Below are 19,296 nucleotides of genomic sequence, written 5' to 3'. Positions count from 1 at the left end.
TCCGCCGGGATCATCGGGTGCCGCCGCGGACACTGCTGCGCGCCGGGCCGTAGGCCAGCGGCCGGGGTGCGGTGTCGTGGAGCATCGCGGCGTAGGTGGCCGGCCGTTGCCACCGCATGTACCCGGCCAGCAGCATCCCCACCGCGGCCGGGATCAGGAAGCTGGCCGGCCACGCCCACGCGGCGACCGCGTCCGGGGGCACGTTGAGCAGCGTGGCGTAGTTCGAGGCCACCAGGGCGACCATGGCCCACAGTGCGATCCCGGCAGCAACCGGGGCGATGAGCCGGGCCCACACCGTCTCGCCGCACCCGTCGCGGTGGAAGTACCGCCACACGGCGACCGACGTCAGCGCCAGCAGCAGCAGGACCCCGAACCCGCCAGCGTTGCCGAGGTAGTAGAACATGCCGGTGACGGGATCCCAGCCGGTGATCGCGACGACCCCGATCGTCGCGGCGGCCAGCACCGACTGCCACAACGAGGCCCAGCCCGGTGCGTCGAAGCTGTTGGTCCGGCCCAACGGCCGGGGCAGCAGCCCTTGCTTGCCCAGACCGTAGAGGTACTGCACCGTCGCGTTGTGGAACGGCAGCAACGCCGCGCTGACACTGAGCAGCAGCTGGATTTGGACCCACGACGCGAGCGGGCCGTCGCCGGCCATCGCCACCATCATGGACGGGTCGGCGGCTTCCGCGACCACCGCGTCGCCGTAGAAGACCTGCGGTGCCCAGCTGCCCAGCAGATACACCGCGCCGACACTGAGCAGCACCCCGAACGACGCCAGCAGCATCGTGCGTCGCCCGTGTTTGACCTGGGTCGCATACGTCGCCGCCTGCTCCACGCCGACGAAGGCCAGCACGACGATGCTGAACGCCGCGGTCGCCCCGCCCGCGACCAGCAGCCGCGGGTCGAACGCCGCCAGGGTCACATGACCGCCCGCCGGGTGCGACAGCCCCCGCAGCGACAGCAGCACGATCGCCACCATTTCCAGGCAGACCAGCGCCGCGAGCACCCAGGCGCCGATATCGACCCGGGCCGGACCCAGACACGCCACCACCCCACCGACGAGCAGCGCCCACCCCCACCACGGCAGGTCGACCCAGTCGTGCGCCATCTCCGCCATGGACGCGCCGAGCAGCCCGTACAGGCCGATCTGCAACATGCTGTACGCCAGCGCCGCGACCAGGGCGGCCGCCACCCCCAGCGGCCGGCCCAGCCCCAGCGAGATGTAGGCGAAGAACCCGCCCGGCTGCTGCACATGCTTGGCCATCGTCAGATACGCCGCCAGGAACACCGCCAGGACCACGGCGACCACCAGAAGCGCCAGCGGGATCGCGATCAGACCGCTCGCGTAAGCGATCGGCACGACGCCGAGTATCACCACCAACGGCGTGACAGCCGCCAGCAGCGGCCCGGACAACGCGACGGCGCCGAGCCGACCGCGGGTCAGCGCAGTCGTCACCGGCGACGGGTGCAACACATGCTTCACAACGTGCTCCTGAGAGGTGAGATTCGACATCGGAGGGCCGCCAGCCAGCGGCAGAGGGCAAGGGGTATGGCGGCGCGGTCCGCGGACGGCGCCGTGGAACTCCCGGGTCGGCGCCCGGGGTCAGCCGGTATGGGCTATGACGGCGTCGTCGGCCATGGTCTTGGTCTGCTCGATCAGGTATTGCAGCGGCGGGCTCAGCTGCGCCTGCAACGCCGCCACCGCGCTGCGAGCCTCACGGGCGTCACCGAAGATCGCGTGACTCAGGCCCAGCGCCTCGACAAACCCGGCCACCACCCGGTGATGAGCGTCGGCCGGATGCTCACCGTGCACCACCTGCCGCAGCGTCCAGGCCGGCTTCTCCGCCTCGAGGTACTGCGCCGCCAGCCAGCGTTCCCGCCGCCGGCCCAGCAGGTTCCGGTACGGCTGGCGGAATAGCCAGGCGTCCTGGGCCAACCGCTCGGTGACCAAGTCCGGCGCATCCCGGCTGAACACCGTCAGCCAGTCCGCCACCCTGCGCGGGCTGCGTTCCGCGCCGATGTCCCTCAGAAGCCGCCGCATCAACGGCTCCGGCATATCCTCCACACCCGGCTCCAAGCAGCGCGGACACAGCGTGTCCGCGTCGGCGACATTGACCGGCCGATACGACAACGGGCACCAGCCGACGATGGACAACCCGCGCGCGTAATGCTTGACCCGGCGCAGATACGGCTGCAGCCCAACGTCGTACACCAACCCGCCGTCGATCCGGACCAGGCCGCCCAGCAGCAACTCGGCCAGCAGCGCACCCGCCAAACCCAGCCCCAGCACCCGCGGGCCGAGCAATGGACGACCCGTACCCGCGTCATGAGCGAGCAGCCACAGACTGTCGGCCGGCCGTTCAGCATCCCGGATCATCGGCCCACCACGCTTACGAACCACGCGGCCGCCACGCGCCCACCCACGCCAGCCATCCGCTGCCGCCGAACGCAGTCCCGTCCTGCATCCGCGATCAGACGCAGGTTCCCGATAGGCCGTGCGGGCGCCCGCAAACCCGCTGCCGACGCCGTCTTGGCGTTCATCGCACGCTCCGAACCCGCGGATGCCGCAGTACTTCGACCGGAACCGACACTTCACGTTCGACACCGGGCTGGTCATTCCAACGAAGCTCCACGCCGGAAACCGTCATCCAATGTGGATCCGGTGACTGGGTTGGCGCTGCCGTCACCCGCAGCCGCAGCTCCCCCGTGCCGTAGCGGTAGTCCGTCTCCCGCAGCACCAGCACCTCGCCGACGCCGACCGGAACAACGTCGCCCGATCCCTCAGACATCCGGCACACCCCCCACCGCCGCGGGAAACTGCCGCGGCATGCGCCCCGCCGTACCCGCCACGGCGACAACGCGGCTCGCGAACACAGCCACGACGACGCCAGCAACAGTTGCTGCGCGTGTCATCTGCCACCGCCATCGGCCCGCCACGCCTGACCGGCCGTCAACCCGTAGCTGATCAACGACGTCGGCACGTTCCAGCCACACGATCCGGCGTCGCATCCCGCGCCGACCGATCTGCGGCTCCGGGACACCTCATGCCGTCGGCTGTCCGTGCCTTCCTGAGCGGTCGGCCGGTCGTCGGCTGCCGTCCGCCTGTGCGTTCGCGGTTGCGGCAGCACCGCGTCGTTGCCACCAACCCGTCCACCGATCCGCATCACTGCCTCCCTAGGCCAGTACGGCGCGACACGCGCCCGGTCAACTGTGTTGTGCCTGTAGTGCGCGTCTGGTCCGCCCGGATCGTTGCTGCGGCCTGCTGGGCGGTGACCAAGGCTGGAGGTGTGGTGGCGTTTGAGATCCGCCGACCGCCGCCTGAGCGAACAACGACGGCCGGCGGAAGCTGTTCGACGGCCTGCGCCGACGTGCGTGGCTTGCCGGTCGGCGTAGATCTCAGCCCGGATCGGAGGGCTTTCCCGCGCACCCGCGGCGGCCGCCAGGGCTGCTAACCGTCGGTCGTTTCCGACGGCGATACCGGGGATGGTGCTCGCGGAGCTCGGAGCACGCGGCAAGGGCAGCCCCTCCCACGGACAACCTCGTCGGCCTCGGTCATCTCCAGTGCGGGCAGCTGCTCCATGAGCCGTAAGTGCCGGACGCTGACGATGCCGGCCCCTTGCGTGAAGCCGAGTGCTACTGACCCCGCGCCCGGTGGCGCGCGCAGCCTCGGCACCTGTCCCCGCGATGGCGGAGACATCGCGAGAATCGGTGAAGGCGCACTGAGCTTGTCCCGCGCCAGTGGCGTTCACGGCTGTTCTGCCGATAGAGCGAGATACCCGTCGCCAACTCCGACCTGGGCCTGGCGCAGGCCACGGCCCGCACCGGAGGCCGGGAACTCGTGCAGGCGTGGGGATGCCATTAGTCCAGCAGCTCCATTCGACAGTCCATTGATCTGTAACTCGCTGCGAGTCAACGATCACGTACCGGCGGAGCGCTGGGAATGCCGACTTACGGTCCGACTTACCGTACCGACTTGTTGTCCGACCGGCCGTTGAGCTGGCCTTTTACCAAAGGTTCCGCGAGGTCAATCGGGCTGCTGGTCCCCGGGTCGGGGTTACATTGAGGCCGTCCGGACGGTTGCAGCGCGGCGGTCCGGTTTCCAGTGACCGTTGGAGGCTGCCGGTGAGCCGCCCGAGTCCGCTCATTCGCCGACAATGGTTGGGACGGAGATCCGGCGCCTGCGCGAGGAGTACGGCATCGCCGCAGAACCGCTGGCCCGAGTCCTCGGGTTCTCGCGCAAGCAGCTCAGTGCACTTGAGAACGGACGCGTCGGCCCGGACATCGACCTGGTCAGCGGCATCTGTGAATACCTCGGCGTGGGCACCAAACGGCGCGCAGCGATCATGGATGCCGCGACAGACGGCTGGACCCGCGGCTGGTGGACCGCAGACGCCGAACAGATGGGCGCTCGGCAGGCGCTGTACGCCGACCTGGAGAGCGGCACGGACACCATCTCCGAGTACGTCTTCGCCCTCTTTCCCGGTCTGCTGCAGACACCCGCGTTCGCCGACGCACGGTTGCGCTGCGAACCGGCCCGCCACGGCGATCACTTCGATCCGGCCGCCGCGGTCGCCGCCCGCGCGACGCGTCAGCAGCTGTTGCTCGCACCGGACGGGCCCCGCTACGACGTGGTGCTCGACGAGGCCGCCGTCCGCCGGTGCGCCGCCGAGCCCCACATCGTCGCCGAGCAGCTGCGCCACCTCGTCGCCATCTGCTCGGAGCATCCGAACGTGACGGTCCGGGTGCTGCCGATCGGCGCCCCGCTCAAGGGCCACAGCGCGCCCCGGTCCGCCTATTCGATCTACCGCTACCGGGACCCGCAGCGCTCGGTCGCCGTCGCGGTCGACACCCTCACCGAAGACCGCGTCCACACCGAACCCGCTCAGATCGACCCGGACCAGCATCTGCACGCCCGGCTCAAAGCCGCCGCGCTCGATCCCGCACCGAGCCTGCACACCCTAGCCAAAGCCGCGCAGAACCTCACACCGATGCAAGGAGTAGCAGCATGATCAATCCCGCATATACCGGTTGGCGTAAATCGACTCGCAGCGACGACGGCAACTGTGTCGAAGTCGGCCACTCCGATCGCGGCTCGATCGGCGTCCGTGACTCCAAAGACCCCGGCGGCGCCCTGCTCGACTTCGACCCGGCCAGCTGGGCAGCGTTCACCCGGGACATCCGCACCGGCCGCTTCGATCACTGAACCGCTGCGGCCGACCGGCCGCAGCACTCTCATGCCGACCCTGTGGAGGCGCTCGCATGCCGCGCCATCGCGATACCGAGGTGGCACCGAATACACAGTTCGTGGCGGCCCGCAGCCGGTTGATCGCCCCACGGCGGCCGGACCGGCCGATGTCCCGGTCGGAGGTCGCCGACGCGGTTAACACCGCCCTCGAACTGCTGTTTCCTGGTCACGACATCCGCGCCCTGTACGTCGACTTCCGCTGGATCGGCAAGCTCGAGCGCGGTGAGCACCGCTGGCCGGCCCGAGAACGCCGAGCCGCCCTCCGCCACGTCCTGCACACCCGTACCGACGCTGACCTTGGCCTGTTCCCTACACGCCGCGCACCGGACACGCCGGCACTTGGTTCACGCCCTGGACAGTTCCCAGCGCCTCTGCACCATGAGGAGCCCGGGATCGCGACGCTGGACACCGCCGAGGCGTGGCTGCGACAACTCGGCGCCCTGGTCACCGAAACCGACAACGCGATCGCCGCCGACACGTTGCACCGGGTACGCCTGCACCTGCAGGCCCTGGAACGACTGCAACACGGCGGCGCTCGCCCGGATCTCGCGCGAGTTGACGCGCGCTGGTCGGAGTTCCTGAGCTGGCTGACCGACAACACCGGAGAGCCCGACGGCGCCATCTGGCTGCACCGCGCACACCGCAACGCCACCGCCGCCGAGGATCCCCTGTTCAGTGCATACACGTTGATGCGGCACAGCCAGCACACGCTCGACGGCGGTGACGTCCGCACTGCCATCCAGCTCGCCCGCCGGGCCCTCACCTACGGTCGAGTCCCCGCCCGGACCCACGTACTCTGCCTGACCAGGATGGCCGAAGCCCTAGCCACATGTGGCGACGACACGACCGTTACCGTCGTCGCCCAGGCCAGACGCAGCATCCGCGCCGCCGGGCCCGGACCGGCCGAAGAGTTCGCCGACCACTGCGACCTGCGATACGTCACCGCAGTCGACGCCCGCTGCCGGTTCCTGCTCGGCGACACCACCTCGGCCGCCACGATCCTCGAGGAACTCCTCACCGGACCGGCAGCGGGTGCCTTCGACGCCGGCATGTGGCACGCTCACCTCGGCGACTGCTACCAGACCACCGATCCGGAACGCGCCGCCCACCACGGCAGCCTGGCCCTGCACCTCGGCGCGCAAGCCGGCTCCTACCGTCCGGTGCGCGCCCTGCAGCCGCTCGCCGTGGCCCTGCGCCCGCACCGCACCCTGCCCACCGTCCAGACGTTCCTCCACGCACACCGCCAGGCCGTCGCCGGGCCGGTGCCAAGATAGGCCAGTGGAAATGTTCCCGACCGCCACAACCGCCAACGTTGCTGCCAGCAAACCGCAGGTTGCGGTCCTGCCCATCGGCAGCTTCGAACAGCATGGCTCGTTCCTGCCGCTGGCCACTGACTCGATCGTCGCCACCGCCATCGCCAGCGCCGTCGCCACGCGCTACAACGTGCTGCTCCTGCCGCCCATCACCATCTCGTGCTCCCACGAACACGCCGCCTGGCCCGGCACCGTCAGCATCAGCCACACCGCCTTGTCCGCCATCATCGCCGACATCCGCACCTCCCTGAACGGCAGCGGCATCACCAAGCTGATCCTCATCAACGGCCACGGCGGCAACTACGTGCTGAGCAACATCGTCCAGACCGCCAACGCCGCCGAACCACGATCCATGAGCCTGTTCCCGACGAGGACCGACTGGGACGCCGCCCGCGCCGCCGCACACCTCGACACCGACGCACACCACGACATGCACGCGGGCGAAGTGGAGGTCTCGATCCTGCTGCACGTCCAACCCGAACTCGTCGGCTCGGCCTACCGCGACGGTGATCACGCCGCCGATGACCGATCGATGCTGCTCGTCGAAGGGATGCGCGCGTACACCACCACCGGCATCATCGGGAAACCCTCCGCCGGAACCGCCGAAAAGGGCATATTGCTCCTGGCCAGCCTGGTCGCATCGTTCCAGCAGCACTTCAACCTCCTGCAGGCCCGATAACCGTTCGAAGCCGGGCAGTGGCTGGCAGTGCACACAACCTCGGTGGTAACCGATACGCTGACATCGCTCAGGCACCGCCAGCCGATGGGCGTCCAAGCAGCTGGCAGGGCCGGTCCGTTGCGGAAGGAGGAAGCCGATGCCTCGTCGTCCCGATGCGGTGATCACACCGAACCCCACGCTGCGCCGAGCCCGCGAGCGGACACCATCACCCTGGCGGCCCGGACAGAGCATGTCCCGCACCGAACTCGCCGACGCCGTCAACCGGGCCCTCGACCAGCTCTACCCCGGCCGAGACCTCACCGCCCACTACGTCGACAGCCGCTGGATCGGCAAACTCGAACGCGGCGAACACCGCTGGCCCAGCGACGAACGCCGCACCGCCCTCCGAAACGCCCTCGGCACCGCCACCGACACCGAACTCGGCCTCTACATCCCCCGCCACACGGGAAACGCCGTCACAATAAGGGTTCGCGAGCCGGGACAATCGTCTGGAGACTGGGTCTCGGGATACACGGATGTGGATTCTGGCGACGAGATAGGCAGCGCCGATCCGCAAATCGCCAAGGTGCTTGCCGGTGACGTAGCTCGCTTTGAGAGCGGCGAGTACGACGACTGGAACAGCTTTTCCGTAGTTACCAGCATGCTTGCCCAGCAGCGGCAAGCGGTTGCGCCCGCAACCCTGCTCAGTCTCGTGGAAGCGCATCGTGATTGCCTCCTGATCCTGTTCCGCAAGGCGGTGGGGGATTCGGCGAGCGCCGCCATCGGAGTGATGCTCGGGGAAGCGTCCATCGTCGCTAGCCGACTGTGGAGTGCGCAGGGCAACCGATCCGTCGCCCTCGCCCGTTGCGCACACGCACGCGCTCTCGCCGAGCGGGTCGGCAATATCCGGCTCGGTGCGACTGCCCGGATTTTCGAGAGCAACCTGCACTCGGGTGCCTCGACGCTGATTCATGCCGACGGCAACGTCATGACCGGGCTGCGGCTGTTGAATGAGGCCGCCTCGGCAGCAGAGCACCTCAGCAGCGCCGCTCAAGCCAGGATCGCTGCGGAGCAGGCCCAGACGTATGCGGCATTGAATATGCGGGCGGAGACCGAAGCCGCACTGGACCGAGCGCGGCAGGCAGTTGCTGGTATCACGTCGGCCAACCGAACCGGCCTCTTCAGCGACTGGAATCGCTCACGCCTTGATGTATACGAAGGAACGTGCCGCATCCTGCTCAGCGAACCCGAGGCCGCCATCCTGCACCTTGAACGAGCCTCGGCAGCACTCAACGAGGACCCGGAAAACAGAAACGTGGCGCTTGCCGCACATGTCGACCTCGCGAGTGCCTACGCGCTGACCGGCCACCTGGACATGGCCTGCACGAAGCTCGGTGACACATACGAACAGCTGCTGCGGATCGGGAACCTCCGGGGCACTGCTCGTGCGCGGCGCGCCCGTGAGGGATTGCGGCGATGGGACACCGAGCGCGTCGTCCAGGAGTTGGACGAGAGGATGGCCGCGGTTTAGCGACGGCAACTCAAGGTCACACCTGCTGGACGAGGGCAGCGATGGTCGCGACGACGACGTCCGGCTCGAGCGAATCCAGCACGGCATCCGGACCGTAGTTCGACAGCTCTTGCCGGCTTGCCCGATGCGCGACCACCACCACGCGGAACCCTGCGCTTCTCGCGCACGCGATGTCGTTCGGTGCATCCCCGACCACCACAGTTCGCCGGGGTACGACCGCGGCACCGTACTTATCCTGGTAGCGGCGCGCGACGACACCAGGAAGCCGAAACCGGTCTCGTTCGTCGGAGCCGTATCCCCCGATCTCCAGATCCAGTTCGCCACTGAGGCCCAGTGATTGGATCTTGATCTCCGCCGCGACTCGCAAATTGCCGGTTAGAACCGTCTGTACGAAACCTCGCCGGTGCAGCTCGGCGATACTGCCAACGGCGCCGGGATACGGCGGTTGAGCGTGAGCGAGCTCATCACGGCCCGCTTCCATGACTCGGGCCAGAATCTCGTGGAAGCGTGGGACGCCGGCTTCGGCTTGGGCTGATGCGATGCCGGAGGCGGCAGCCGTGTCAACGACGATGGACTCGTCGGTGTAGCCGTGGACCTTCTTGTCCGGAAAGGCTACCTCCGCCTCATCGATCCCGTAGGTCTGGGCGATGGAACGCCGCAACCAGCGCAGATCTGCCGGGATCAGCGTGCCGTCCACGTCCCAAATCACTAGGCCAGCATCCGGTTGCTCCACGGGCCTATCGTCGCACAAGGATCATGCCGGATGCACTTTACGCCTCGTCCTGGCAGCACGAACGACGCCAGCGCCGACACGAGCTGTCGATCTGATCGGTGCCGCACCAGCATCGCAGCGCCGCCGGCTCCACGACGCGCACCGCCCAATCGGCATCGCGACCCTCGACCTGGCCGCGAAACCGTCCGCCGCTACGCCCGGGCGTCCGACCTCGAAGATCTCATCGCCACCGCCCGCACCGGCGCCCGGTCCAGCATTCTCGACCCCTACCTCGAGCACGTCCACCAACGATGGGCAGCTGACGGAACCGACGCCAAGGCGTTGCTCGGTGAGCTCCGCAGCGCCGACAGCACCAACGGGTACCGGTGGGTGCTCGACGCGGACATCGAAGCGTGTTTCGACTCCATCGACCACACCGCGTTGATGGACCGTGTTCGGGCGAGGATCAAGCGCTCCAGGCCGACTCAACTAGTCCGCGCTGAGCCGAGTCCAGCTCACAGCCTTGATCAGAGTCGACGCGACGGCCCGATTACGTCACAATAGCGTAGATCGTCCATCCACTGTGGATCGACTCGTACTTCGGCAGATCAAGACGCGCCGATCACGGCAGACATCCCACGTCTTGACCTCGAAGCGCCCTCAAAACGGATCATCGTATGGTGGCATCTCGTCGGCGAACGTGCCGTAGGGAACGCCGCCGGAGGTATGGCCCGCGACGAAGAACGGCCAGCCGTCCAGCATGATCCACCACTCGTCGTGGACCGGCAGGGTGGCACGCTCGACGGTACGGCCAGGTGTCGCCGGTGGGCGCTGCGCCCACTGCCGCGCCGAGCCAGGCAACGCGAACCCGAGCGCGGTCAGGTCGTCCTAGGCCGTGTATTCGTCGACGCCGTACCGCTCGGCGTAGTGCTTCACCGTGACCGCCGACCCGGAACGTATCCATGCCTGTGCCGAGTCCCGGCGTTGCCGCTGACGCATCCGGTGCCGACGCGGTTGCACGCCCAGAACCTACCGGCCACCGGTGTCCGCCCAACCGCACACTGGACAACGCCGGATCGCGAGTCCTGCTCGCCCCGACAGTCACCAGCCTGCCGAGCACTATCGGCGGCATGTCCGGATACGTGATCAAGCGCGACCAGCGGCCATCAGCGGACAGCTGACCTGCCTTCGGGCATCAGGCGGTGTACCGCGACGATTGCCAAGCCGGCGTTGGCGTGCGCTGGGCTAGGTCAGGACGCAGCTGAGCCACGTACCACTATGTAGCAACCAGGCCAACGAAGAGGAGGGACGCGCCGTGATCATTCAGCCGCAACTCGAACTGCCCGGAGAGATGGCGGTAGGTATAGCCAGCGGGAAGCTTTTCCTGGACGGCGGGGTGGTTCGTGATGTCGCCACAGGAAGGCTCGTCAAGCTCCTAAAAGGCATGCACGGCGCCGAGAACGGCCAGGAGGCGTTGCGGCGCTCCGCGGCGATGCTGAGGTCTCGGGGTAGCGTCGTGGCCACGGTTCTGGGCACCGCGATAGTCGCAGGGGCGGTTACGTATATCGTTGTGAAGAAGCGAAAGAGGGCGGGCCAACGCGATTTTATTGAATGTGTCGCCAGCCTCAACGCCTCGCTGCGTACATATCTGGAAGCAGGTCGCGAAGGCAAGGTGGACGCGACAATTATCAGCCGGCTCATTGCCGATCTGGATACCGTTCAAGCACGCTTTGACGAGGGCGGCAGTCCCGTCGACTTCTCAACCGAGCTGTGGGGGTCGCTGATCAGTCTCGTGATTGATCACACGCGAAGGCTCGCCGAGGCCTACTCCGCCGACCTGGACGACCTGGACGAAATTCGGGGACAGGTGACGAATTCTGAGAACCCCAGCGTAATTGACCTACGTCGCCACCTTGAAATCCAGCGACAAATCATTGGTGAGGCAGCTTGATCCAGGGTGTTCCGGACTCAAACGCCATGATTACGTACGAGCTTCGGGGAAGATCGAGTGCGCGCTTATCGGTACGATCGTGGGTAGCGCACGCCGGTCACGTGGCCGCACCAGCGGTCAAGCCCCTCCGGGCCTTGGCCAGCGTCCACAAGTACTTATCGATATCGCGAATGGAGAATTCGTCCAGGCCGTAGTACCTGCGGAACCGACTGACCGACCGGTGCCATATCGCGTAGTCGGCCATCCAGCGTTCGCCAGGAGTGAAGCTGTCGAACGTTTCACCCTGTTTGAGCAGGGTGTTGAGAACCTCGGCGACTAGGGAGTCGTAGATGGGGTACAGGTCGGGCCGATGGAAGCTGCAATATTTGGTGGCGAACGAAAAGTTGCGCCGCCGCTTACCGCCGATTTCAATATTCGCGATCTGCTCGATCAGATCGGAGTTCACGGCGTGATCGGCCAGCGTGGCGTCGATGTCGAGGCTCACGATGTGCTGTGCGACCTGAAATACGCCGAAGATATTTGTCGAGTAAAGGCCATTGAGCGCTGCGACCTTGACACCCACCTGCCCCACGTCGCTATTGTTGGGCATTGCTTCGAACACGGTCCTCAGCGCGACGTCGATCTTTTCGTTGGCATTGCCATGCCAGCTTGCAAGGTGAGTGCGCACCAGGTCAGGTGAGGGCGTGGGAACGGGCGAAAGCAAGACAGCCATGATCACCTCTTCGTGGTGTCCCGGGCGAATAATCGTTCACCGGTACTGAACAGCGGTCGTGTGCGCAAACCACCAGATGGGCCGACTCGGCAAGCACAGCCGTCGCTCGGAACGCGGCTTGAGCGGAAACGTGATCAAACTGCGGGCGCGCCCGCAGCAGCATCAGAACTAGACGCGGCTTTTGAAACTTGTGGAGTGACGTCTTGGACCCATTGCTCGGTCGAACCGAGTTCGGCGCTCGGTTCGAGGCCGTTCGACTGTCGGACAACTTGGTCGAGTTCGCGACGTAGGGCCTCGCCTACAAATAAGTTGAGCCGATTGAGTGAAGCAACGTCTGACTGGTCAGGTGGGCCGGCATGCAGATAGGAACCACGGCCCTGCGTCCAGGAACGAATTTCATCCTCAGTAACGCCCCCAGCCAGATCGCCGGATCCGTCAGGGATCAAATGATTCAGATAATGCGTAAGTGCTGGTGTAGCACCGAATGCCTGCGTATCCATTAGGCGTTGCAACAGGCGCGCAATGTCCTCGGTCGTTAGCTCTTCAAAGGACTTCAATGCTGCTTGGAGAGATCGCCGCAACGCCTTCCGGCGAGGACCATCGAGCCGAATTGCAAGCAGCTTCTCCGCATTCCTTTCGGCAAGAATTTCCAGGGTCGCCACTCCGAGGACGAACCGAACCTGGTGGTCAATGCTGCATTGAGCGGCCCAATATAGCGACAATCCAGACCGCAGTCGTGGCGACCAACGCTCCCTTCCACCGAACCGTCGGGCATCTGCCGTGACCGGATGAGTTACGTAGCCCGCAGCGCGAATGCGGAAAACCCTTCCTGCGCGGCGCGCCTCGCCTTCTGGATCCAGCCACTGTAGACCATGCTCGGTGATACCGCCCTCGGCGACATCGGCCTCCGGCACGGGTCCTTCGCTGACGTAGACGGCGTCGGTGCGGGTAATTTTGTCGCGTTCGTCCTCCAGGTCAATTAGGTACGCTGAGTGACTCGATCCGAGGACACGGAAAAAATCTTCGGCAATGCTGCGTCCTGTTGACAGCGCCACTGCACCATTCGGCGCTTGGACGGGCACGTGGAGCAGAACTTTTTCTTCGCTTAGCTCCAGCTCGACGCCCAGATGAAGCGCCTCGGGCAGATCGCTCAATCTGTTACCTTCTACGGCCCTGCCGACAACGGTCACCATGTATCCGCGCAGATTAGTCCCTGCTTCGATTACCAAGCAGCTCACCATCCTCGATGCTGTCACTGAAACGAGGATATCCGTATTCCATCCGTGTCCCAACTCAAATTCGAGAGGCAGGAGAGATGGCGCCATAGTGGGTCGGCCGCCGGGCGACCGGCCTCCGGAAGCCGACCCAATGGTGCACTCTTCTCGGCAGATCCGGATGCTGGACGGTCGCCGAGTAGCGGCGTCGCCATTACTCAGCGTTACCGTCAGCCGGTAATCAGCGATCTGACTTTCCTCCGAAGCTGGAGAGGACCTGGCCCAGTCGTGAGCGTCGAGGGCTTGGCCCTGTGCCTCGAGTGTTCGGCTGGTGCGATGAGCCGATCGCCTCGCTCGTCTGATCCCCTCTGACGGACAGCTCCGCTGATCGGCACGATCGACGGTTCGCAATGCGCACCGCATTCTGCCGATCAACCCACAATGCCAAGGCCAGTTAGGCACCGTCGATCAGTATTGAGCGTGTGTTATCTGGGCTGCCGGTGAGCAGCGTAAACTCGTAGTCGCCATCGCCGTCGGGTGTCATTGAATAGCCGGAGTAAGCGCCGGTAAGGGCTGGCGGGTTGGCTATTTGGGTGTGTCGCGTCATGTACATCCAAGCGTTGTCGACCAGGCGGACGCAGGCGATGCCGTGGGCCTTGGCGAATTCCAGTGCTCCGCTCTGGAATCCGGTGGCGGCGACCACCACGCCCTTCTGGGCACCCGTGGACTGGAGCTTGGTGTACAGCACCTGGACATCGGATCGTTTGACGCGGTCCTTGTGCCGCTTGCACTCGAACAGGATGAGGAAGTCCATGCCCGCCAGTTGGAAGCGCGCGGTGACGTCCATGATGTAGGTGCCGTCCAGCCCGTCGATCGACTCGAGGTGTTTGACCTCCCAGCCGACCAGTTGCAGGTTCATCGACTTGGTGATTGCGGCAACGGCTTCTTCGTACGCCTTCGGCGTGATGTCGAACGACGGCCAGTGATCGTCCTCTTCCTCAGCGTCGGTCGGAGGCGGGGAATCGTTGATCATGATGGTGCTCGCTCTCGGTGAGGGCTAGTCGGCAGAGGCCGGCAGCAGGTCGGCGAAGTCAGTGCTATCGGCACCGTCACGCGCGGCGCGAGCGGCCCGCCGCAGCAGGTCGAGCTTGCTGGTGTTGCTGTTGAGGCACGCCAACAGGGGCTCGTCTTCTGCATCGGCGATCGCGGCCGGGTCGACGAGAGACCGGGTGGCGAGCCGCAGGTAGTCCGTCCGGTCGAGCGCGGCACCCGCGTGCAGGGCCAGCGGCACCAGCTCTGCCGGGATGCCGAACTCGAGCTGGACCGGCAGGAGACGGGCGAGATCGTCGAGATCTGCCTCGGGGTGCAGGCACCGGGCGATGTCGATGACGGTGCCGACGACGCTTTGCGTCCGGTCCGCTGAAGCCCTGGCGACGCCTGCGGCGTCTTTCGACGGCATGTGGATCATGAGCTGCTGCTCGATGCGGCCCACCGGGAGGCCGGCCATCCACAGCATGCAGGCGACCGCCCGCTTCGCGCGTTCGGCGGCCGTCTTGCGCTCCGGGCCGGGCAACGCCGCGAGTACCGGCCCGGCGATCCCGTGCCGCTGCAACTCGCCGCCATAGGTTGCTTGCTCCTTCTGCCAACCCCTGCCGTTGACCGGCGGGCGAGCACTGGCGACTTCGTCGGTCAGTTGGGCTGCGGCGATGATGGTGACGCGATTCAACGCGGCGGAGTTCACCACCCGCAACACGCGGGCGACGCGGACGGCGGACGACACCCGCAGACCGCTGTGTGAAACGTACGTGCCGAGTTCGGTCAGCTCGATCCCGGCCGTCGTGGACGACAGCAGACCGGCACCGACAAGATCGCCGAGAACGGTGGAGACCGCCGCCGCTGGGAACGGATCCGCTGCGCCGACGAGCCGTTGCTGATGTGCGGCGAAGCTGTTCGATAGGTAGGCGATGACGTCGGCCTCGGTGAGGACCGCGACACCCTCTCGCCGTGAGGCGACCGCCACCACGCGTAGCAGCAGCGTCGCGAGATCCTGCTGCGGGTTCAGCAGCTGAGACCGCAGGTCCTCGGGCTTGCCCAGCACGTAGTCCCGCCAGCGGCGTTCACCGTCGATGCCCCCGCCGACGATCGAGACGGCGCGGCCCCCGTCGGTCAGACCGAGCCGGCCGGCTCGTCCGGCGATGTTCTTGTACTCGGCGACCGAGTACGGGGTGGTCTCGGTCGGCCCGATCGGATGATCGAGCTCGACGATGATCACCGTCTCGGCGGGAAGATTCACGCCCTGGGCGAGCGTCGTGGTGGACACCAGTACCCGGATGCCGCTGGCCGGCGCGCGGAACTCGTCCTCGATGGCGATCTTCTCGTCGCGCGCCAGGTCGGAGATGTGGAACGCGACCCCGCCGGCAAGGCATTGGCGCAGGTCAGCCAGTACGGCGCTGGGGTCGGCGCCGGCCAGCCTCTCCAGCGCCGCCGTCGCCTGCGGCAGACCGAGGCTCCGTGCGAGATAGCGGGCGCAGCCGCGGCTTACCCCTCGGGTGCTCCGGAAGACGATGACTTGTTGACCTTGGCCGACGAGCTTGCGGATCAGCGGAATGATCAGGTCTTGGCTGCTACGCAGCCAGCCGATCGGCGCGACCAGCTGTTCGGATGCCTCCTCGCCGTCGGCGTCGACATGCCGGTAGATCCCGTCCGGGCCGAGGACGCCCTCGAGCAGGGGCACGGGCCGCTCGGTGCGGGCGATGACGTTGGCGTCGAGCCAGCTGTCGAGGCCGCCGAGGTCGCCCAGTACCGCCGACAGCGCGACGACCTGCGGCGCGACGCCTTCGGGACGGCGCGCCTTGAGCACGGTGAGGAGGAATTCGAGGTAGGCGCCGCGATTGGGGTCGACGATCGTCTGGACCTCGTCGATGGCGACGACGGAGAGCAGCTTGAGCAGGTGCGGGTTGCCCAGGGCCAGTCCGGCGAACTTCTCGTAGGTCAGCACCGCCAGGTCGAACTGCCCTTGCAGGAGGGCCGGCACGTCGTCGGCCGTTTCCCCGGTGGCCCGTATGGTTTGCAACCCGATTGCCCCGTACGTTCGCGAGAACCTCGCGTACTGCTCGTTGACCAGCGCGCGGGTCGGCAGCAGGAACACCGACCGGCCGCCGACCTGCGCCGCGCGGATGGCGGCAAGTTCCCCGATCATGGTCTTGCCGGAGGACGTCGGCGCCGTCACCAGGAGGTTCACCCCGGTGAGGAGGCGCCCCTGGTTGATCGTGTCGACCTGAAGGTCATTGAGCTCGTCGATGCGCGCGGCCCACGCGTCCAGCACGATCTGCGGGATGCCGTGGCCACGCAGGCTCGCAAGGTCACGGGTTACCGGGGCGAGCACGGAGGACGGGAACTGCGCCGAGTAGAGCGGCCCGGTGTCGACGAAGACCGGCCACAGCAGTTCCCCGTCCATCTGACCGCGCAGGCTCGGATCCTGCGCGGCGGCCACCGTCCCGGAGGCTTTCGCCTTGACCTCACGGGTCACGAAGGCCAGCAGGTCATAGAGACGAACCTGCTTGCCTTCATCGGCTGCTGCGCCGAGCAGCGCCCGCAGCAGGTGGTAGGTGAGCAGCCCGTGCCCCAGATGCGGGTCCTCCCATGCCTCCTGTTCACCGGTCGCGGCGGCCAGGACGAGCCGCCCGGTGCCCGCCATCCGCTCCAGCCGGGCGTCCGTGGACTCCGGCAAGCCGGTCAAGCTGCCGCGCGGCACCAGCGGCGCGGTAAGCACTTTCGCGCCCGCACCGCCGGCGAAGCAGCAGTCCAAGATCACAATCAGCTGGCGGGCCGGGATCGCGCTGACCAGGTCGGTGAACTGGTCCAGTGGCAATGACGTCGACGGCAGGTTGTCGGGGTCGGCGTCGTGAGTGACCAGCTCGTGGGTCGTGCTGCCGTGCCCGGAGAACGAGATGACCACGACGTCCTCGGGCGTGCTGCGGGTCTGAAGATCGAGGAGACCCGCCACGACGGCGTCGCGGGTGGCAGCCCGGTCCACCAGCAATGTGCTGTTCGCGTCGCCGAGGTTGTCGCAGAAGACCGCGTGCAGCGCCTTCGCGTCGCGGGAGGCCGACGCCAGCCGCCGCACCGACTTGGACCGGTAGCGGTTGATGCCGATGAACAGGCCATGGAACTGCCGCGCCGAAGCGGCTGGGGTGTCAGGCATTCATGCTCCCGGTGTCTCGGGTGTTCTGGACGACCATGAACGGCACCGCGTCCCGTTGAAGGCAGGAGGTCACGGCGGGCACCTGCGGGTCGGCGGTAACCAGGATGAGCAGGCGCTGGGCTCGGGACGCGCCGACGTACAGCACCCGCCGGCTTTCGCCGGGATCGCCCTCGCCCCAGAGCCCGACTCCGTCGGCGGAGGTGGCGCGTTTCGGCAGCGGCGGGATCGCGACCGCGGTGACGGTCGCCTGGAGGCCCTTGAAGCCGTGGATCGTCGACCAGTCGAGCGCGTCGGGTTCGTCGACCATGCGGACGGGCCAGGTGTCGCCGTTCGGGGAGCGGAGGCCGCCGGTGTTGATCCAGCCGTCCCACCCCAAAGCGTTGAGCCCGTTGCGCATCTCGGCGCGGAAGGCGCTGGGCGGGCCGTCGAAGGGAGCGGTCCTGCTGGCGAGCCGCAGGCAACCGTCCCGGAACGTGCGTGGGGTGAGCCCGACGGAGTCGAGGAACTCGGCGTCGGCGAGCACACGGTCGTCGTCGTGGCCGAGCCCGCGGAGGATGCCTTCGATCGTCTGCATGGCCTGGGTGCGGGCCCGGGCGCTGGCGCGGAGATCTTGGAGGGTCGCTGCGGCCTGGGCGAACTGGACGAGCTTGCCGCCGCCCTTGTCGCCCGGCGGCGAAGCGCCGGCGCACTCGCGGGCGGTCGTCTCGGCGTAGGCGAGCACCTTGATCTCCACGGGCGTGAAGCCCATAGACCCTGCGACCTCGATGATCTTCGAGCGAGCGTGGCCGAACCCGCTCACGGGCAGAACCACCACGGGGTACTGGTCGTCCTTCCATTTCCCGAGCGGGATGTCGGTGCCAGCACTGGCGCGCAAGCTGTTGACGACGGCGCAGATCGCCGGGGAGCTTCGGTAGTTGCCGTCGAAACGGGTGCCTTCGGGGACCCGGCCAACGAGGCTTTTGACCTCCTCGATGGTGGAGCCGCGGAAGCCGTAGATGGACTGGTCGAGGTCGCCCACCATGACGGTCTCGATGCCACAGTCGAGCAGGAAGTTGACGAGGAAGATGTCGCTGCTGGAGCAGTCCTGCACCTCGTCGACGATGACCGACCCGAAGCGGGCGGTCATCAGCCGGCCCAGGATGGCTCGGTTGATCGGGTCGGTGAGGTAATGCTCCATCAGCACCCGCGTCGCCGCGCAGTCCATCACCCCATTGGCAAGGAACCGGCGGGCCAGGCGTGAGGCACTGGTGGTGGCCTTCGTCCGCTGCCAGTCCGGGAGGTTGGTCACGGTACTGCGCTGGGCGTACGGGACCTGGTGGTTGACGAGCCGGGCGTTGCCGCCGTCGTGGCCGAAGGCGAACCAGCCGAGCTGGAACTCCAGCGGCACCCCCGCCACCCCGAAGGTGGTGCCCTGGACGGTGTGCCACGAATCCTTGAACGTGGGGACCGTGCCCGTCAACGCCTTGTACAGCGGCGTGACGATGAACCGGTTGATGAAGCCGTCGATGGTGCCGACGAAGTTCGGGGTCGTGAGCAGGTCGGGCCGCTGGGCGCACCGCTGACGCGCCTCGTTGATCGCGGCGTTGGTGAACGACAACAGGGCGACGCCCTGCCGGGCGGGGACCCCGGGGCGCTGGATGAAGCGCTCGACGATGCTCTGGGTCTTCCCGGCGCCCGGGCACGCCGGGACGAAGACGCTGCCCGGCTTGTCGATCAGAGCCCGCTGCGCCGGCGAAAAGTCGATCTCGTCCATGCC

The 19,296-nt window shown here is 67.0% G+C and carries 15 protein-coding genes; 6 read left to right on the top strand and 9 right to left on the bottom strand.

The genetic code is table 11. From position 1 onward, the window contains the following. Positions 1-10: 10 nt before the first annotated feature. From ACQP00_RS20745 to ACQP00_RS20735, 3 genes are all read right to left on the bottom strand, one after another. Entirely contained in the window at positions 11-1,483 is a 1,473-nt protein-coding gene (locus ACQP00_RS20745) for an APC family permease (protein WP_433221480.1), read from the bottom strand. A 120-nt stretch (positions 1,484-1,603) separates the two neighbouring features. Next, entirely contained in the window at positions 1,604-2,377 is a 774-nt protein-coding gene (locus tag ACQP00_RS20740; RefSeq protein WP_433221478.1) for a GOLPH3/VPS74 family protein, read from the bottom strand. Between the two features lie 160 nt (positions 2,378-2,537). After that, a complete protein-coding gene (locus tag ACQP00_RS20735) occupies positions 2,538-2,789 on the bottom strand; it encodes a hypothetical protein (RefSeq protein ID WP_433221476.1) in 252 nt (83 codons plus the stop codon). Positions 2,790-4,109: 1,320 nt separating this feature from the next. Between ACQP00_RS20735 and ACQP00_RS20730 the strand changes: the two genes are divergently transcribed. From ACQP00_RS20730 to ACQP00_RS20710, 5 genes are all read left to right on the top strand, one after another. Next, entirely contained in the window at positions 4,110-5,009 is a 900-nt protein-coding gene (locus ACQP00_RS20730) for a helix-turn-helix domain-containing protein (RefSeq protein WP_433221474.1), read from the top strand. Then, on the top strand, positions 5,006-5,203 hold the full coding sequence (locus ACQP00_RS20725; RefSeq protein WP_433221472.1) for a DUF397 domain-containing protein: 198 nt from the start codon (positions 5,006-5,008) through the stop codon (positions 5,201-5,203). The genes ACQP00_RS20730 and ACQP00_RS20725 overlap by 4 nt, the downstream gene beginning before the upstream one ends. Positions 5,204-5,259: 56 nt before the next feature. Then, positions 5,260-6,519 (top strand): hypothetical protein, encoded by a 1,260-nt coding sequence (locus ACQP00_RS20720; RefSeq protein ID WP_433221470.1) that lies wholly within the window; start codon positions 5,260-5,262, stop codon positions 6,517-6,519. A gap of 4 nt (positions 6,520-6,523) precedes the next feature. Further along, on the top strand, positions 6,524-7,237 hold the full coding sequence (locus tag ACQP00_RS20715; RefSeq protein ID WP_433221468.1) for a creatininase family protein: 714 nt from the start codon (positions 6,524-6,526) through the stop codon (positions 7,235-7,237). A gap of 229 nt (positions 7,238-7,466) precedes the next feature. Beyond that, entirely contained in the window at positions 7,467-8,747 is a 1,281-nt protein-coding gene (locus tag ACQP00_RS20710) for an XRE family transcriptional regulator (protein ID WP_433221466.1), read from the top strand. A gap of 16 nt (positions 8,748-8,763) precedes the next feature. Here the strand turns inward: ACQP00_RS20710 and ACQP00_RS20705 are convergent, their stop codons facing one another. After that, positions 8,764-9,480 (bottom strand): HAD family hydrolase, encoded by a 717-nt coding sequence (locus tag ACQP00_RS20705; protein ID WP_433221464.1) that lies wholly within the window; start codon positions 9,478-9,480, stop codon positions 8,764-8,766. A gap of 1,294 nt (positions 9,481-10,774) precedes the next feature. Between ACQP00_RS20705 and ACQP00_RS20700 the strand changes: the two genes are divergently transcribed. Next, complete coding sequence (locus ACQP00_RS20700; protein ID WP_433221462.1) at positions 10,775-11,410, top strand: hypothetical protein; 636 nt, start codon at positions 10,775-10,777, stop codon at positions 11,408-11,410. A 97-nt stretch (positions 11,411-11,507) separates the two neighbouring features. Here ACQP00_RS20700 and ACQP00_RS20695 read toward each other — a convergent pair whose 3' ends face one another. From ACQP00_RS20695 to ACQP00_RS20675, 5 genes are all read right to left on the bottom strand, one after another. Continuing rightward, complete coding sequence (locus tag ACQP00_RS20695; RefSeq protein WP_433221460.1) at positions 11,508-12,122, bottom strand: hypothetical protein; 615 nt, start codon at positions 12,120-12,122, stop codon at positions 11,508-11,510. Positions 12,123-12,256: 134 nt separating this feature from the next. Further along, on the bottom strand, positions 12,257-13,351 hold the full coding sequence (locus ACQP00_RS20690; RefSeq protein ID WP_433221458.1) for a hypothetical protein: 1,095 nt from the start codon (positions 13,349-13,351) through the stop codon (positions 12,257-12,259). 439 nt (positions 13,352-13,790) lie between these two features. Further along, complete coding sequence (locus ACQP00_RS20685; RefSeq protein ID WP_433221456.1) at positions 13,791-14,369, bottom strand: restriction endonuclease; 579 nt, start codon at positions 14,367-14,369, stop codon at positions 13,791-13,793. Between the two features lie 24 nt (positions 14,370-14,393). Then, a complete protein-coding gene (locus ACQP00_RS20680; protein ID WP_433221454.1) occupies positions 14,394-17,540 on the bottom strand; it encodes a DEAD/DEAH box helicase in 3,147 nt (1,048 codons plus the stop codon). Then, a complete protein-coding gene (locus tag ACQP00_RS20675; protein ID WP_433221452.1) occupies positions 17,533-19,293 on the bottom strand; it encodes a UvrD-helicase domain-containing protein in 1,761 nt (586 codons plus the stop codon). The genes ACQP00_RS20680 and ACQP00_RS20675 overlap by 8 nt, the downstream gene beginning before the upstream one ends. Positions 19,294-19,296 lie beyond the last annotated feature (3 nt).

The sequence above is a fragment of the Dactylosporangium sp. CS-047395 genome, from assembly GCF_050942185.1.
GTDB lineage: Bacteria > Actinomycetota > Actinomycetes > Mycobacteriales > Micromonosporaceae > Dactylosporangium.
The sequence above is the reverse complement of the archived record's forward strand: the minus strand, read 5'-3'. Positions and strand labels throughout refer to the sequence as shown.